Raw genomic sequence first — 16975 nt, 5'->3', positions numbered from 1 at the left:
ACTATGTTAAAAATCGATGATTATGCTTATACAAGTGCATTAAGGAATGTTCATCCAATTGAGAAGGTCGGATTTACTTTTTCATTTTTATTATTTACGATCATGACTAAAAATTTATTGATTGCTTGTTTAACGTTTATTGTGATGAGTATAGGGATTGTTTATGCTGCAAAAATACCATTCGTTCATTATGTAAAACTTCTTTTGCTACCATCATTTTTTCTGATTTCAAGTCTATTTGCCATTTTGTTTTCAATTGCTCCAACAAATGGTGAAAGCTTAAATGCAATATGGAATGTTAAAATCGGAACATGGAAAATATATATCAGCTTATATAATGTGAAACAAGCTTATCATCTCGGTGGAACTGTTTTAGCAAGCGTGAGCTGTTTGTACTTTCTAATTCTTACAACACCACTACACCAATTGATGTGGGTATTGCAAAAAATAAAGCTTCCAATTCTTTTTATTGAATTAGTCGGATTGACGTATCGATTTATCTTTGTACTTTTAGATAAGATGCATGAAATCTACCTTGCGCAATCGAGTAGACTAGGCTATCAAAATTATAGAGTCTGGATATCATCAATAGCACAACTTATTGTTAGTCTTTTTATTAAATCTATCCATTCAGCTAGGGAATTGCAAATAGCAATCGATAGTCGTGGCGGGGATGATCGCTTGTATGAAGTCGAGTTGAGCTTGAAATATAATCGATTACATTGTGCAAGCATTATTTTCTCCATGACTGGACTTTTAGCAATAACCATTTTAACTTAAAGTGAGACTTATCGGATCTTTACGGACAGTTATCCCCACCTATCATCTTTACTTCACTTGAGTCTGAGAGGGGGTTTTACTGCCCGTTAAGATTAGGATAAACTTTGGAATGAATATGGAAAAGAGGCATCCATCGTGAAATTACCAATCCTTTCGTTTGAAAATATTTCTTATAAATACTCGGATGGAACGCTCGCATTGAAAGATATTACTCTATCAATCCATCACGGAAAGAAAATTGCTTTAATTGGAAATAATGGAGCAGGAAAGTCAACATTATTCTTACTCCTTAATGGCATTATTAAGCCTACAAATGGTCAGATATTATTTAAAGGAAAAGAGTTATCATATACACGACAAGAGATTCGGCAACTTCGTAAACAAGTAGGGATCGTCTTTCAAAATCCTGACTCTCAGCTTTTCTCATCAAGTGTTTATGAAGATATAAAATTTGGCCCTAAAAATTTAGGACTGTCACCTAAAAGGGTAAAGCAAACAGTTCAGGATGCAATGACTTTAACAGAGACTGAATCTTTAAAAGATAGACCACCTCATTTTTTAAGTATTGGTCAAAAGAAAAGGGTTTCTATTGCAGGTATTATTGCCATGAATCCCGAGTTAATGGTATTAGATGAACCAACAGCAGGCCTTGATCCCTATTACTCGAAGAAAATTATGAATTTATTGGATCATATTCATAATGAAAACAGAACCATTTTACTATCTACTCATAACGTTGACTTTGCTTATGAATGGGCCGATGAAGTGATTGTCTTAAATAATGGAACAATTATTGCTCACGGCTCACCAGTTGAAGTATTTCAAAATGTAGAAACAGTTCAGCAAAGTCATTTAGAACAACCTTGGATAATGGAAGTATTCAATAAACTTACTGATATAAACGCTCCATTACCAAAAAAATACCCAAAATCAAAAAATGAGTTACTTGAAATGATTGGTTCCTCTTTTAGAAATAACTAATTTTACTACAAAAAAACTCTCTACGAACGAGAGTTTTTTTAGTGAATTTGTATATTCACCTATTCTAAAAATTATCATACGGGTTATAGAGAGGAAATTTACATTTATCTTTCGAGCAGAAGAACTTTTTTTGAAAAACATGAAATTTTCATATTCATGCTTGTTATAATAGTTTTATATAAAGAATGGAAGAGGTATTTGTATTGCGGGATATGGCAAATAAAAAAGAGCTTGCGTTAGAAAATCTAGAAGTAGCTTCAGATAAATTTGATCCCTACATAAAAACAATCAGGGAAGCTGCACCTAAAGTAAGTGATAATGAGGAACATTACCTAGTAGACCTCAATAGAAAGAGATGGAAAAAAGGATATAGTATTGTGAAAGAATGGTATAGTTGGAGAGCAATTGTTTATGCTATTCCTTTGGCAGTTATCGGATGGTTTTTTACGATAGACATTCTGTTAGGATTTTTTATCCTAACACCATTTTTATTCTTATTAATAGGTGTATTGATTTACTACATTCTTGGAATGAAAGCACTCCATGATATGACAGATGAGAGCAAAAAGGAGTATTTCCACTACTATGCCTACACAAATCATCGGAGGGAATATGATATCTTTGCACCTTATCTAGCAACGGGCAACAGTTTCCGTTTCAAGCATGCATTAGAGCTTATTAAAGAATGGGACAAGGATATTGAAAAGAAAGATGCTATGATTTTAAATCTTGAAAAGGATTTGAAAAAGACGGCAATAGATGCGATTAATCTTCCTGATTATGCCCAGGAAGAAAATGAATTTGTCAATGCACTATCTGAAAAGCTCGTGGACAAAATTGAAAGAAAGGCAGAAAACAGTCTAACGCTTGGAACAATGGACTTTTTTGGTCATTATGCCATTTATCGCTTGGATGATGACAAACTTATCTTAGAATATTGTTCGCGCAGAAATCAACATATCCCAGTAACAGTCGATATAGATGACAGAACACTTAAAAACATGTCTTACTTGAAGATCTTGCAATCCACATATGCATGGGAAACCGATGGTAAATCGACGATCTCGTTTGTAGCAGAAGTGAATCATACCGTTTATGTGTACACAGTGATTGTTGGTGATCGTAACCGTCACGCATTGAACACGAAGACAACTTCTGGTAAAATGAATATAGAAAGACTTGCAGATGTCGTTTCAACAGCCTTTAAGTTGTTTGCTTTTAATGTCAGTAATAAAAAAAGGGGCTGATTTGTATGAGTCGAGTAATAGTGGACGTAACAGGAAGAAAAAAACGGACCGACTACAAGAAATCAAGTGGCGGGGTTTTGGAAACGGTAAAAAGAGAAAGACAGGAAAAAAATAAAAAGATGCTATCTGAATATAATCGTGAAATTAAAAAGGTTGTTAATTCCCGATAAACCAAAAGACAAGGACATTATACGTCCTTGTCTTTTGGTTTATACTTATTCTCCATGGAAACAAGATGCTCTTTTAATTTTTCCAGGTCTCTGAATAGTCCCTCGAATTTTTCGTTCAATTTGGTTATTTCCTCGTTCAAAAAGGATTTTTCCTTGTAATTGATGCGCTTTTTTCTTAGGTGTATCGGGTAAACTTCTATGTCTAACCTCTCCTTTAAGCATCTTTATACTATGTATACCCAACTGTAAAAAAGAATATGTTTGTTAACAGAAAAGATCCACTTAGTTAGGAAGAAAGATTGAAGTCAATTTACATGGCCCATCTACGGCTAAAAAAATTGCGCTTACCTTTGACGATGGACCTGATCCCCGATTTACTGGTCAAGTTTTAGATGTACTAAAACAATACAATGTTCCAGCAACATTTTTTCTAATGGGATCTAGAGCTAATGCTTATCCAGACATCGTTAAACGCATAAACAAAGAAGGCCACATCATTGGTAATCATAGTTATTGGCATCCTAATTTAGTTGAAGAAGCGGATATTGGAACACTTGAACGCGAAATTTCCCAGACGGAAGAAACCCTTAATAAGATCATCGGGTATCGCCCTAAGTTATTTCGTCCACCATATGGTTTCTTATATGAAGCGCTAGTTGAGTATTTAGCAAAAAAGGAATTTAATGTGATCTTATGGACTGTTGATTCCTTGGATTGGCAAGAGGATCCACCAGAAAAAATAGCTAACAAAGTAATAAAAGAGACACATCCTGGTGCGATTATCCTAATGCATGATGGGGGAGAATGGGATGCAGATCGTACGAATACAATCGAATCACTGCGTCAAATTATCCCTGAACTTCAAAAAGAGGGATATGAGTTTGTTACAGTACCACAATTAGTAAATATTCCATATAAAAAGTAAGCGTTGGTACATTATGTACTACAAGACATCCAAAGTTTTATAAAGGTATAAACCACCATCTGGAAGCTCTTGGGAATAAAATCCTTTTTTTGTGTAGACTAACCTAATGAAATGAGACAATATAAAACACTTTCGAAATGGTACCCTTTATAAAGGCACTAATTCAGAGGTGTTTTTGCATGGGTAAAAACGTATATTCTAGTGAAACGAAGTGGGCAATCGTTAAGGATAAAAAGAGTGGTCAATTCAAAAACTGGTTTATATAGGAAGATATAATGAGTAGCAAAATCATTTCGGGAGGTAAATCCAAGAAGGAATACCACCACATGCCCATCAAACTAAAGAAACGAATTTTCCCCAAAACGAAAAAAACGTTATTCTTTCAGTAAAATAATTGAAAAGGGTGATGTTTTTTCATGGACCTCTCGCTTTCTGAAGAATTACAACGCTTTCTATCTCCAATCGTCCTACAAAAATCGCTAAACAGGTTGGTTTTGTGCAGCGATCTAGTAAGTATCAAGCAGATGAACTCATCACCCTTTGCGTTCGGCTCAGCCAAGAAGTCAACCAGTACATCCCTCTTACGCAACTATGTAGTCGGTTAGAGGCTTCAACGGGTGTACTCATGAGTCAAGAGGGACTCAATCAACGCTTTGTCATATTCCGTCGAGAAGTCTTTACTTTACTCCTAGCACAAAAACTTTGCGCGATACAATCGCTATCTTCACACTTGGTTTCATCTTTCAAACGTATTCGGATTTTTGATGCGACTGTGTTTCAGCTACCTGATTCCTTCGCTACTGATTATCAAGGCTAGTAATACTGCAGGAGTGAAAATCTAATTGGAATACGATTTACTGAGCTGAGTGGCCAATTTTTAAACATGCAGCTGGCCAGGAAAGAACAAACAATGATAAAACATACGGTACAATCTGCCTTGAAACCGTAGATGCGGGCGATTTATGTTTGCGTGATCTTGGTTATTTCGATTTAGGAGACTTACAAGTCATTCATCAACTGAAATGAAACTCATTTGAGAAATAGAATAGAGTGAAAAATGTGGATATTGATTTAAATATATGTCGGAATGTACAAATAATGTCAGATCAACCTTGCATTATTGGCGTCTTAAAAGTACGTTTCGAACGAAGAGATATTGAACAAAAACTTTACTCATGATAGAAATTTAGATTTTTCACTATAACTATTATATTTCGACAACGTTTTCATTTTTCTTCCTATATACTAGTAATTGGGTGAAGAAATAAACAAACGATGTAAAAGCGGATTAAACAAGCGCCAGTTTAAGCTGTGCGTTTTTTTCAATATCAACCTTTTTTGAAATGAAAGAAGAAAGATTTTATTTCTAAATCGGTTTCGTTCCCTTAAGGATAAGACAATCTATCAATCTATTACACATCAAAATTCATGTCGGGTTAAGTGGAGGGATATAAGTGAGTGTAAATACCGGAGTACAGATACTTGAAAATGATACTAAACTAGAAGATATCGTTTTGGTCGAGATGGCTCAGAATGGCGATAGTGAATCACTGACTTTTTTAATAAATAAGTATCGGAATTTTGTCAGTGCGAAGGCAAGACCTTACTTTTTAATTGGCGCAGATAAAGAAGATCTTGTTCAAGAAGGAATGATTGGTCTATATAAAGCGATTCGAGACTTTAAAGAGGAAAAGATGGCTTCTTTTAAGGCTTTTGCTGAAATATGTATTACGCGGCAGATATTAACTGCGATTAAAACGGCTACACGTCAAAAGCACGGACCTCTAAATTCGTATGTTTCTTTAGACAAGCCTCTTTTTGATGAAGAATCCAACTATACGCTTATGGATATGATCTCCGGGGATAAAATAACGAACCCAGAAGCCTTAATCATTAGCCAAGAGAAAGCAGATGACATCGAACTAAAAATAGCGGAATTGCTTAGTGATTTGGAAAAAAGAGTGTTGAACTTATATATGGATGGACAATCATATGCGGAAATTTCTGAAGAACTAAACACTCATGTTAAATCGATTGATAATGCTCTTCAGCGAGTTAAACGTAAACTAGAACGCCATCTGGTGATTAAAACGGCTATTTAATAGAAATTAGAGTGAAACTTATGAAGATACTATAGAAATATACATGACTATTACTTAAAAGGAATGGAGAAATGAACATGGAAATGAATACAAACCTGATTATGAAACATAGAGTTTATACAATTGATTTTAATCGTCCTAAAGAAACGAACGAAGCGTTATTGGATTTCTTTAAGGACGCTCAAAAGATAAAAGGTAATGATCAAGAGTTCTACCATAAAATAATCAAAGAAATCGAAAGTATGGGAACAAAACTCGTGGACCGTGCTACTGTACAACTTGCAAAGTCTTTAGAAGAGGAAATAAGACAATTGGCATTTGAAAAAGTCGGAATCTGACAAAGTCTTTGCAAGGAAGATAATTATTGAAGCGCAATAATTCAGTTTTAACGAGGTCTGTTTCAAGAAGAACCTATGAGGATAAGTTAGATAGAATGCAATGCTAACGTGACATGACACGTCAAAAGCTCTCGGAATTTTAATAAATCCGAGGGCTTTTGATGATTGGCTATAAGACTGAATTTTTCTAATTTAAACTCTTTATTCAAAACCAAAAGTTCTGAGGCAATTCTGAATTTCGTTAGAACCTGGCACCTTTTATATGTGTTTACCCAAACATTTCCGGTTCTTAGTCCGTGTGCAATGCGATGAGCTTTACGAAGATCTGTTGTATTAACACCACCACCTAAACCATACTCTTATTGGTTAGCTAGCTTAATAATCACTTCATCGATATTATCGAACGGTATACCTCCAAACACCTCTTCTTGAGCAATTCTCATCTTATTTATGTACATTTGCTACAACAGTTGGTTTACCATAATATCCATTCTCGCCTGAATTCCCTTAACGTTGTAAATCTGCGCTTTACTGACGGAATCCCATATTGAAGATGCGATCTATTCTGCAGCAAACTATCTTAAGGCAAATGATGCAGCTGATGGAGATTTGAGACGAGCTGTTTTTGCTTATAACCGGGCTGATTGGTATGTTGAAGAAGTTCTTGGCTTTGCCGATCAATACGTGAAAGGTTATGTTGCTGTTGGCGATGTAGGAAACAAGTGGATCGGGGATTCTGTCTATGTTTTTGGTAGGGGTAGAAATCAGAGTGATCTAGTAAGAGGACGCTTTGATTGTTCATCCCTTGTCCATTGGGCATTTAAGGAAGTAGGAGTAAATTTAGGTCCATTAACTTCCATAATCACGGAAACTTTAAGACATTTAGGAACACCAGTATCACCTAGTGAAATGAAGTTAGGAGATATAGCATTCTTTGATACTTATAAAAGAGATGGTCATGTAGGAATCTATGTAGGAAATGGTAAGTTCATAGGTGCTCAATCTAGTACCGAAGTTGCAATTGCTGACATGACGAAAGGCTACTGGGAATAAGCATTCAATGGACGTTGGACGTGTGAAAAGAATCTAAACATTTTACTTATTTCAATAGTATCTCCTAAAACACTTTGTGAAAACGCATTTATTTTTGTTGACAACATGTATATACAAGTTTAAGATATAAATACAACATGTATATACATGTTTCGACGGGCTGTTTTAAAAATGAAAACGCTTCTTTTTTAATCAGCTTGCTCCAATATGTAATGAAATATAGTTGATAAAAGGAATTACGGGAGGGAAAACAATGAGTGTCGATCCAAAACAAGTGAGGAAAATTATAGATGCAATAGGCGGTAAAGATAATATATCAGCTGCAACACATTGTGTTACACGCTTACGCTTTGCATTAGTAGATGAAGGAAAAGTAGATAAAGAAGCGCTCGAGACGATCGATCTTGTTAAAGGATCATTTTCAACTAATGGACAGTTTCAAGTCGTTATTGGACAAGGTACTGTTGATAAAGTGTACAAAGAACTTGTCAATCAAACAGGGGTAGGGGAATCATCTAAAGATGATGTAAAAAAAGCTTCTGAGAAAAATTTAAATCCGCTTCAACGAGCCATTAAAACATTAGCAGATATTTTTATTCCAATCCTACCTGCCATTGTAACTGCAGGTCTATTAATGGGTATAAACAACCTTTTAACTGGACCAGGGATTTTCTTTGAGGAAGCTTTAATTGAAGTTTATCCTCAGTGGGCAGATCTTGCTAGTATCATTAACTTGATTGCCAACACCGCTTTTGTGTTCTTACCAGGTTTAATTGGATGGTCAGCTGTAAATCGTTTTGGTGGCAGTCCGTTGTTAGGTATCGTTCTTGGTTTAATGCTTGTGCACCCTGATCTTTTAAATGCTTGGGGCTACGGAGCAGCGGAAGAAATTCCAACATGGAACTTATTTGGTTTGGAAGTTCAAAAAGTTGGTTACCAAGGACAGGTGTTACCTGTCTTGCTTGCTTCATATGTGTTATCTAAGCTTGAAGTATTCTTAAGAAAACACATTCCGGATGCATTCCAACTTTTACTTGTAGCACCAATTACTCTATTGTTAACTGGACTTGTTTCTTTTATCGCAATTGGACCGATCACATTTGCAATTGGTAATGTCATTACAGATGCGGTTGTAGGTATTTTCAATGTAGCACCTATTGTAGGTGGATTAATTTACGGTGGACTATACGCACCGCTTGTTATCACAGGTATGCATCACACATTCTTGGCGGTTGATTTGCAGTTAATCGGAAGCACCGGTGGTACATTCTTATGGCCAATGGTTGCTTTATCAAATATTGCGCAAGGTACGGCAGCGCTAGCGATGATGTTTGTATTAAAAGATGAGAAACTAAAGAGTCTATCTGTAACATCCGCTGTTTCTGCTTATCTAGGTATTACTGAACCAGCTATGTTCGGTGTAAACTTACGATTCCGTTTTGCGTTCATCTCAAGCGTTATTGGATCTGCGCTTGCAGGAGCGTTCATTTCAATGCAAGGTGTAAAAGCTCCATCAATTGGTGTCGGTGGTCTTCCTGCATTCTTATCGATCTTCCCGGAAAACTGGGGATCATTCTTTATCGGAATGGCGATCGTTATCATTGTACCGTTTTTCTTAACACTCGCTCTTGCAAAAATGAAAAAACAAAAATAATAACGGTGGTGTTTATATTGAATCATCCTTGGTGGAAAAAAGCAGTCGTTTATCAAATCTATCCAAAAAGCTTTAATGATACAACTGGAAATGGGGTAGGCGATCTACAAGGAATCATTAGCAAATTAGACTATTTAAAAAACTTAGGTGTAGATGTCATTTGGTTAACACCTATTTATGCATCTCCACAAAAAGATAATGGTTATGACATTAGTGATTACTACTCGATTCATGAGGAGTATGGCACAATGGAAGACTTTGATAAATTACTCGATAAAGCTCATCAACATGGCATTAAAGTCATTATGGATATTGTCGTAAACCATACCTCGACAGAACATCAATGGTTTAAAGAAGCTAAAAAATCAAAAACAAGCCCATATCGTGATTATTATATTTGGAAGGATCCACAAGAGGATGGATCTGCACCAACAAACTGGGAGTCAAAATTTGGTGGTTCCGCATGGGAATATGATGAAGCAACAGATCAATACTACCTTCATCTTTTCGATGTCACACAAGCTGATTTAAATTGGGAAAGTAAAGAGCTTCGCAAAGAAGTATATACAATGATGGATTTTTGGTGTAAAAAAGGCGTCGATGGATTCCGACTTGATGTCATCAATTTAATTTCAAAAGATCAAGATTTTCCAAATGATGACGGATCTGTACAACCAGGTGATGGCAGAAGATTTTATACTGATGGACCTCATGTTCACGAATATATCCATGAGATGAACAATGAAGTGTTTTCTAAGTATGATAGTTTGACAGTCGGTGAAATGTCTTCTACTACAATTGATCATTGTATTAGGTACTCTAACCCAGAACGTCAAGAACTAAGTATGACTTTTAACTTCCATCATTTAAAAGTCGACTATCCAAATGGAGAAAAATGGGCAATTGGAGAAATGGACTTCATTGCATTGAAAGATATTTTATCTACATGGCAAACAGGTATGAACAAAGGCGGAGGCTGGAATGCACTATTTTGGTGTAATCATGATCAGCCTAGAGTTGTTTCTCGATATGGTAATGATGGCGAGTATCACTGTGAATCAGCAAAAATGCTCGCAACGACAATTCATATGATGCAGGGCACACCATATATTTACCAAGGCGAAGAGATTGGGATGACAGACCCTAAGTACACATCAATTGAACAATATCGTGATGTTGAATCGTTAAATATGTATACTATTTTAAAGCAAAAGAATCTGTCTGAAGAAGAAATTCTTGAAATTTTAAAACGCAAATCACGTGATAATTCGCGAACTCCAGTGCAATGGGATAATTCAAAGTATGCAGGTTTCACAACTGGAACTCCTTGGATTAATGTTGCAAACAACTATAAAGAGATTAATGCGGAAAATGCAGTAAATGATCCAAATTCTGTCTTTTATCATTATCGAAAGCTGATTTCATTACGAAAAGAATATGATATTATCACAGATGGTGATTACGAGCTACTATTACAAGATGATCAACAAATATTTGCCTATGTACGAACAACACCAACTGAAAAGCTTTTAGTTGTTAATAACTTTTATGAAGAGCCAACTACTTTTGAATTGCCTAAGCATATTAAAGTTGACGATTTTTCAAGAAAACAATTACTATCGAACTATCCAGATTCTGTCGATACTTTTGAAAAAATGGAGCTTCGCCCATATGAATCTGTTGTCTATTATTTTAAAAAAAGCTGAATAGAAACCTTTAAACCAGAATGCATGGTCATACTTGTTCATGGTAAGATAATAATGGTGATAAAACATGAGAAATAATAAATACCTTTCCATTTACAAGGATTGGACAGAGAAAATAAAGTCTGGTGAAATCAAAGCAGGAGAAGCACTTCCATCTGAGAATGACTTAGCGGAAGCATACGACACAAGCAGGGAAACGATCCGTAAAGCCTTAAACCTCTTATCTCAAAACGGCTTCATTCAAAAAATAAGAGGTAAAGGCTCGATCGTCATTGACGTACAAAAGATGAGCTTTCCGATTTCAGGGTTAGTAAGTTTTAAGGAAATTTCTAAAAACTTCAATATGGAACCTATAACAACCGTTCATGATTTCGGTTTAGTCAAACCAGATCCATTTATGAAACAGCAATTAAATGCTTCAAGCAAGGATGAAATCTGGAAAGTGATCCGATCACGAACGATTGGCGGCGAACACATCATTTTAGATAAGGACTATTTTTTAAAAAAATATGTCCCAACCTTAACAAAGCAAATTTGTGAGAGTTCGATCTATGAGTACCTAGAAAAAGAACTACAGCTAAACATTAGCTTTGCAAAAAAGGAGATCGTTGTTGAGGATTGTACCGAGGAAGACCGCGGGTACCTTGACTTAGAGGGATTTTCCCATATCGTGGTCGTCAAAAACTATGTGTATTTAGATAACGCCAGTTTGTTCCAATATACGGAGTCGCGACATCGCCTTGATAAATTCCGATTTGTGGACTTTGCACGACGTGGAGTTTAAGTTGATTCAAACACTTAATAAGTTACTTTTTTTTAACCATTGGGTTCTACCCCAATGGTTTTTTATTGAAAAAAAGCGGGATTCTTAATAACCGTAATATATTGGTGCGCGATTAGCAAAAGCTTATCAGCAGTTACACACATTAGCGTGCGTACACGTATGAACGCTGGGTATCCGACGGTGGCGTGAAGGTTCAGCGACTACTGACAAAAAAAACGTCCCGTACCGAAAAATAGTGAAAAGGGAGCGATAACATCAACTCCTTACTAACTGTGTATGAATAAGGCTTAGTGACAGGGTAGCTGCTCTAGACCGCAAAGTATTGTTTTCATCCTTTAATCAATAGATTACACTCAAATTAGAAATTACTTTAAGATTAGGGGAAGAGGATTATGAAACGAAATTGGAATGAAGATGGGCTACTGGAACACTTTGTAGTATTACCAATTGAAAGAAAACTGATTGGTAATAAAACAGGGGCAAGTCGTTTAGGATTTGCAGTATTATTAAAGTACTTTCAACAAGAGGCTAGATTTCCGCCCAAGAAACAAGATATTCCAAAGGTCGTAGTTGAATATATAGCGCATCAATTGGAAATATCCGCAGATCTTTTTGAGGAGTATCGTTGGGGAGCAGAGGAAAGAAATTTTACTTACCATCGAAAGCAAATTAGGGAATTCTTCGGTTTTAGAGAACTTACGGCAAAGGACAACGATCTTTTGACAGATTGGTTAAACGAACAAGTTCACTTTACACACGATATTGACTATTTAAAAAGTCAGGCATACAGTCTGTTTCACAAGTGGAAAGTCGAACCTCCTTCAAATGGAAGTTTAAAGAGAATGATTGATTCAGCCATTGATGCTTTTGAAAAGAATTTGTATAAATCGACCTATCAGCAGCTGTCTCCTAAGACTTGTTCACGATTAGATGCGCTTCTGGAATCTTATGCTGATGAGGTATCACCAGAAGGTTTTGAAGAAGAGTTTCATAATGAAAAGGAATCAGATATTTTAACTTTTCGTCAACTTTTATCTTCCCCTAGCAAACCAAGTGTAAACACCATAGAAATGGAAGTTAAAAAACTGTTAGCGATTCGGCATCTACACATTCCTCCAAGATTATTTCATCATTTGACTCCGAAATTAGTAAAGAAATATCGACTTCGTGCAGCTACAGAAACCGTAACGGAATTGCGTGCACACCCTGCACCCATTCGCCATACCCTTCTTGCCATTTTATTTTCACATCGTCATGAGGAAGTCATTGATTATTTAGCTGATTTATTGGATGAAATTACACTTAAATTCGGAAATAAGGCCAAAAATACAACCCGAAAAGAAGCAGTAGAAGAATTAGAAAGAGTCCAAGGGAAAAATAAACATATTGTCAATTTATTGAAAGCAACCGTAGATCACCCAGAAGGGGTTATTCAAGATACTCTATTCCCTATTGTTAGCTCTGATATGATTCGAGATATTATTAAGGACATGACAAAAAATAACCGGGAGTACAAAGAAAAAATCTATACGAAAATGCATTCTTCTTACCAAGGGCATTATCGAAAGTCCCTTTCTAAAATATTAAACAACCTTACTTTTCGCTCGAATAATCAATTTCATCAGCCGATTGTCAAGGCTATCCAACTTATTCAAGAGTATGGAGAAAGTAGTGGGCAGCGTTATTTTGCTGCTGGAGATGAGGTCCCCATAGAAGGCGTAATTCAGCCGAAATGGAAAGATGTCATTATTGAGACAGACAGCAAAGGAATAGAAAGAGTAAATCGAATCAATTATGAAATTGCTGTAATACAATCGCTTCGCACTCGACTTCGTTGTAAAGAAATTTGGATTGAGGGAGCCGATCGGTATCGAAATCCGGATGAAGATCTCCCTCAAGATTTTGATGAGCACAAGGAAGAATATTTTCAAGCACTGAAAGCTCCTCTTGATGTAGAGCCTTTTATCAAAGATATTATACAGTTGCTGAAAGATAAACTCCATTTATTGAATCAAGGGCTAGGAGATCAAAGTAACGAAAACGTAGCGATTACTACCAAAAATAATAAAGGATGGATTAGAGTTACTCCACTAGAAAAGCAACCAGAACCTCCACATGTGGCGATGCTTAAACAGGAGATTAAGAACCGTTGGACCGACATTAACCTATTGGATTTACTAAAAGAAACAGATTTTCACACGCAGTTTACCAAACACTTTAAAACAACAGCCAATCGAGAGATTTTAGATCGAGAAACCGTCCAACGACGACTTCTTCTAAGTTTATTTGGATTGGGAACAAATACAGGTTTGAAAACTGTTTCTGCTGGGAACCATCTAGATAGTTATCGGGAACTTCGGTATATACGTCAAAAATTTATTCATAAGGATCATTTGCGAAAAGCCAACGCAGAGGTTACCAACCATATCATCTACAATCGAATGAAAGAGGTATGGGGAGAAGCTACCACTGCATGTGCTTCCGATTCAAAACATTTTGGCTCTTGGGACCAGAACCTGCTTTCTGAATGGCATCCTCGCTACAAGAAACATGGAGTCATGATCTATTGGCATACAGATCGCAAGTCAGCTTGTATTTATTCTCAGCTAAAGTCCTGCCTTTCTTCGGAAGTGGCAGCAATGATGGAAGGGGTTCTTCGCCACTGTACGGACATGGAAGTTGACAGGAATTATGTCGATACACACGGACAAAGTGTCGTTGCTTTTGCTTTTTGTCATCTACTTGGATTTAAACTGATGCCACGCTTTAAAAATATCGGGTCTCAAAAGTTATATCGTCCAGAAGCTGGCATGAATGAGGAATATCCTCACCTGCAACCGATTCTAAGTAGACCGATTAATTGGGATCTTATCCGTCAACAGTATGAACAAATCATTAAGTACGCAACTGCCTTACGATTGGGAACCGCATCAGCAGAAGCCATTTTAAAGCGATTTACAAGGGATACGAAACATCCAACCTATCTGGCTTTATGTGAATTAGGAAAAGCGATTAAAACAATCTTTTTATGTGATTATTTAAACTATGAAGAGATTCGTAGGGAGATCCATGAAGGATTAAATACAGTGGAACAATGGAACTCGGTGAATACCTATATTTTCTATGGAAAAAACAGTGAGATTCGTTCCAATTCGATAGAAGATCAAGAGGTGTCCGCCTTATCACTTCAATTGCTGCAAAATTGCTTAGTCTATATGAATACCTTAATGGTACAAGAAGTACTTTATGACAATAACCAATATTGGTTGAAGAAAATGACTTCAGAAGATTTTAGGGGATTAACACCTTTATTTTATCATCATGTCAACCCATACGGAACCTTTGAACTCGATATGGATCAGCGAATACCTATTAAGTTGAGAGTTTCATAGTTTTCATCATTTTGAACGGTGATAAAACCAGCTAATCTCCCGTCAAGATATTAGCTGGTTTTCCGTAATGAACTAGAGCTTAATCCTTCCTTCAGAAATGCGCCCGATAGTTGAACAAGGAATACATTTTAAAAGATATTCTTCTAATAAATGTTCTTCAATTAAATCTATTCTCGTACCGCCAATTAATCTCTATTATTTATTCGTTATTTCTTTGCTGTATTAAAAATAATGCTAGACCGATTAAGATGAGTGCAATACCTATACCTTGTTGTAAAGAAATAACCTCATCCAGAATTAAATAAGCGAGTATACAAGTTCCAATCGTCTCTCCTAATATACTCATTGAAATAATTGAAGTACTTAGCCATTTCAACAACCAATTGAAAATTGTTTGCCCTAAAATTGTTGCAATAAACGCTAATCCAATAAAGGACCACCATGTTTGTACAGAATAATTGAAGAAGGGTGTTTGCTGACTGAATGCAAAAACACCTAAAAGTAATGTACTGCTCCCATAACTAATAACTGAATATGGGATAAGAGATAGCCTTTTACGAACATGCTGGCCAATGAAGAAGTAGGCTGTTATGATGCCTGCCGCAATAAAAGCAAGTATATCGCCAAATAATGCCTGTCCACTAATTTGAAAATCTTGCCATCCAATGACAATACTTCCGGCAATCGCGACGAGACAGCCCATTATAGCCCCTTTGCTGAAGCGCTCTTTGAATAGAAAATAGCCGCCAACCATCGAAAAGAGTGGCTGTAATGTGACGATAACCGTCGAGCTTGCTACAGATGTGTAATTTAATGATTCAAACCACAATACATAATGGGCTGCTAGAAATACGCCTGATAATAATCCAAGTCCCCATTGTTTTTTTGACAACAAACGTAATTCTTGTCGGTTCTTTTTATTAACTAATAAAAATGGCAAAAGCATTACTGCTGCAAAAAGCATCCGATAAAATGCTGTAATTGTCGCAGGTGCATCTGCTAATTTCACAAAGATCGCTGAAGTCGATAATGCAAATACGCCAAAAAATAAAGTCATGTAAGAAATAAGTGGTGATTTCAATTCTGTTTCCCCCTAGATGTTTGTTTACAATAATGAAATTAATACATTATAATGTACAAACGTAAGTATAAAATATTTATGTAATCTATAAAAGTACTAATTCTCCATGTTTAGTATGTCAGCACAAAATGAATGAAACATACATTATTTTAGAAAGGATCTTTACTATGAACAATCATCGCCTCGGGCAAACGGTATTAAATTATCGTAAAAAGAATGGTATGACAATTCGTGAGTTCGCCGAATATGCAGGAATTAGCACTTCACTTATTAGCCAAATAGAAAGAGGACAAGCAAATCCCTCGTTAAGTGTACTAAAACTGATTGCGCAAGCATTAAATGTGCCACTCTTTACCCTCTTCATTAATGAAATTGATACGGATTCGCTCATTTCGAGAAAACATGATCGAAAGAAAGTATATCGTGAGAATAGTGATCATATTGTCTATGATGTGTTAACACCAGACTTCATGAAAGCACATATTGAACTCTTAATGATGGATTTAAAGGCACACGCAAGCACTACGGAAAGTCACTATTCACACGACAACCAAGAAGAAATTGCTGTCGTCATGAAAGGACAAGCGTATGTCGAACTGGAAGGCACCGAATATTTTTTAAATGAAGGAGATGTCGTACGCATTCCACCAAATGTTAAACACCGATTTTTGAACAAGAGTGATGAACCGAATCATATTTTATTCGTACTAACTCCATCATTAGTTTAAATAGCCCCTCCCCATGTAAGTATTAAAAGGGGTA

Annotated in this window: 13 protein-coding genes and 3 pseudogenes; 14 read left to right on the top strand and 2 right to left on the bottom strand. The window is 36.1% G+C overall.

Annotated features, from left to right (window positions below):
- Positions 1–3 precede the first annotated feature (3 nt).
- From cbiQ to K9V48_RS06915, 8 genes and pseudogenes are all read left to right on the top strand, one after another.
- Positions 4–780: a cobalt ECF transporter T component CbiQ gene (gene cbiQ / locus K9V48_RS06950; protein WP_224137983.1), complete on the top strand. Its 777-nt coding sequence runs from the start codon at positions 4–6 to the stop codon at positions 778–780.
- A 135-nt stretch (positions 781–915) separates the two neighbouring features.
- Positions 916–1761: an energy-coupling factor ABC transporter ATP-binding protein gene (locus K9V48_RS06945; protein ID WP_224137982.1), complete on the top strand. Its 846-nt coding sequence runs from the start codon at positions 916–918 to the stop codon at positions 1759–1761.
- Between the two features lie 203 nt (positions 1762–1964).
- On the top strand, positions 1965–3008 hold the full coding sequence (locus tag K9V48_RS06940) for a hypothetical protein (RefSeq protein WP_224137981.1): 1044 nt from the start codon (positions 1965–1967) through the stop codon (positions 3006–3008).
- A gap of 5 nt (positions 3009–3013) precedes the next feature.
- Positions 3014–3178: a hypothetical protein gene (locus tag K9V48_RS06935; protein WP_224137980.1), complete on the top strand. Its 165-nt coding sequence runs from the start codon at positions 3014–3016 to the stop codon at positions 3176–3178.
- Between the two features lie 310 nt (positions 3179–3488).
- A pseudogene (locus K9V48_RS06930) lies at positions 3489–4103 on the top strand (polysaccharide deacetylase family protein); the annotation flags it as partial.
- Between the two features lie 416 nt (positions 4104–4519).
- Positions 4520–5117: pseudogene (locus K9V48_RS06925) on the top strand (IS4 family transposase); the annotation flags it as partial.
- A 440-nt stretch (positions 5118–5557) separates the two neighbouring features.
- Positions 5558–6205: an RNA polymerase sporulation sigma factor SigH gene (sigH, locus tag K9V48_RS06920; protein WP_224137979.1), complete on the top strand. Its 648-nt coding sequence runs from the start codon at positions 5558–5560 to the stop codon at positions 6203–6205.
- 77 nt (positions 6206–6282) lie between these two features.
- The gene (locus tag K9V48_RS06915) at positions 6283–6543 is read left to right on the top strand and encodes a hypothetical protein (RefSeq protein ID WP_224137978.1); all 261 of its coding nucleotides are present in this window, start codon (positions 6283–6285) and stop codon (positions 6541–6543) included.
- Between the two features lie 86 nt (positions 6544–6629).
- Here the strand turns inward: K9V48_RS06915 and K9V48_RS29665 are convergent.
- A pseudogene (locus K9V48_RS29665) lies at positions 6630–6890 on the bottom strand (hypothetical protein); the annotation flags it as partial.
- Positions 6891–7152: 262 nt separating this feature from the next.
- Here K9V48_RS29665 and K9V48_RS06905 point away from each other — a divergent pair.
- From K9V48_RS06905 to K9V48_RS06885, 5 genes are all read left to right on the top strand, one after another.
- The gene (locus K9V48_RS06905) at positions 7153–7596 is read left to right on the top strand and encodes a C40 family peptidase (protein WP_224137977.1); all 444 of its coding nucleotides are present in this window, start codon (positions 7153–7155) and stop codon (positions 7594–7596) included.
- A 253-nt stretch (positions 7597–7849) separates the two neighbouring features.
- The gene (treP, locus tag K9V48_RS06900) at positions 7850–9250 is read left to right on the top strand and encodes a PTS system trehalose-specific EIIBC component (RefSeq protein WP_224137976.1); all 1401 of its coding nucleotides are present in this window, start codon (positions 7850–7852) and stop codon (positions 9248–9250) included.
- 17 nt (positions 9251–9267) lie between these two features.
- Complete coding sequence (gene treC / locus K9V48_RS06895) at positions 9268–10956, top strand: alpha,alpha-phosphotrehalase (RefSeq protein ID WP_224137975.1); 1689 nt, start codon at positions 9268–9270, stop codon at positions 10954–10956.
- A gap of 67 nt (positions 10957–11023) precedes the next feature.
- Entirely contained in the window at positions 11024–11740 is a 717-nt protein-coding gene (gene treR, locus K9V48_RS06890) for a trehalose operon repressor (protein WP_224137974.1), read from the top strand.
- A gap of 392 nt (positions 11741–12132) precedes the next feature.
- A complete protein-coding gene (locus K9V48_RS06885) occupies positions 12133–15132 on the top strand; it encodes a Tn3 family transposase (RefSeq protein ID WP_224137973.1) in 3000 nt (999 codons plus the stop codon).
- A gap of 199 nt (positions 15133–15331) precedes the next feature.
- Here the strand turns inward: K9V48_RS06885 and K9V48_RS06880 are convergent, their stop codons facing one another.
- Positions 15332–16213 carry a DMT family transporter gene (locus K9V48_RS06880; protein ID WP_224137972.1) on the bottom strand — a complete coding sequence of 294 codons (882 nt, stop codon included), beginning with the start codon at positions 16211–16213 and terminating at the stop codon, positions 15332–15334.
- A gap of 128 nt (positions 16214–16341) precedes the next feature.
- Here K9V48_RS06880 and K9V48_RS06875 point away from each other — a divergent pair, with 128 nt between their 5' ends.
- Positions 16342–16941: a helix-turn-helix domain-containing protein gene (locus K9V48_RS06875; protein ID WP_438803871.1), complete on the top strand. Its 600-nt coding sequence runs from the start codon at positions 16342–16344 to the stop codon at positions 16939–16941.
- Positions 16942–16975 lie beyond the last annotated feature (34 nt).

It is taken from the genome of Metabacillus rhizolycopersici, from assembly GCF_020075705.1.
The sequence above is the reverse complement of the archived record's forward strand: the minus strand, read 5'-3'. Positions and strand labels throughout refer to the sequence as shown.

Excerpts from the sequence above, each read along its gene's own strand:
- cbiQ (WP_224137983.1), top strand. The coding sequence starts at position 4 with ATGTTAAAAATCGATGATTATGCTTATACAAGTGCATTAAGGAATGTT.
- K9V48_RS06935 (WP_224137980.1), top strand. The coding sequence starts at position 3,014 with ATGAGTCGAGTAATAGTGGACGTAACAGGAAGAAAAAAACGGACCGAC.
- K9V48_RS06915 (WP_224137978.1), top strand. The coding sequence starts at position 6,283 with ATGGAAATGAATACAAACCTGATTATGAAACATAGAGTTTATACAATT.
- treP (WP_224137976.1), top strand. The coding sequence starts at position 7,850 with ATGAGTGTCGATCCAAAACAAGTGAGGAAAATTATAGATGCAATAGGC.
- treR (WP_224137974.1), top strand. The coding sequence starts at position 11,024 with ATGAGAAATAATAAATACCTTTCCATTTACAAGGATTGGACAGAGAAA.
- K9V48_RS06885 (WP_224137973.1), top strand. The coding sequence starts at position 12,133 with ATGAAACGAAATTGGAATGAAGATGGGCTACTGGAACACTTTGTAGTA.
- K9V48_RS06875 (WP_438803871.1), top strand. The coding sequence starts at position 16,342 with ATGAATGAAACATACATTATTTTAGAAAGGATCTTTACTATGAACAAT.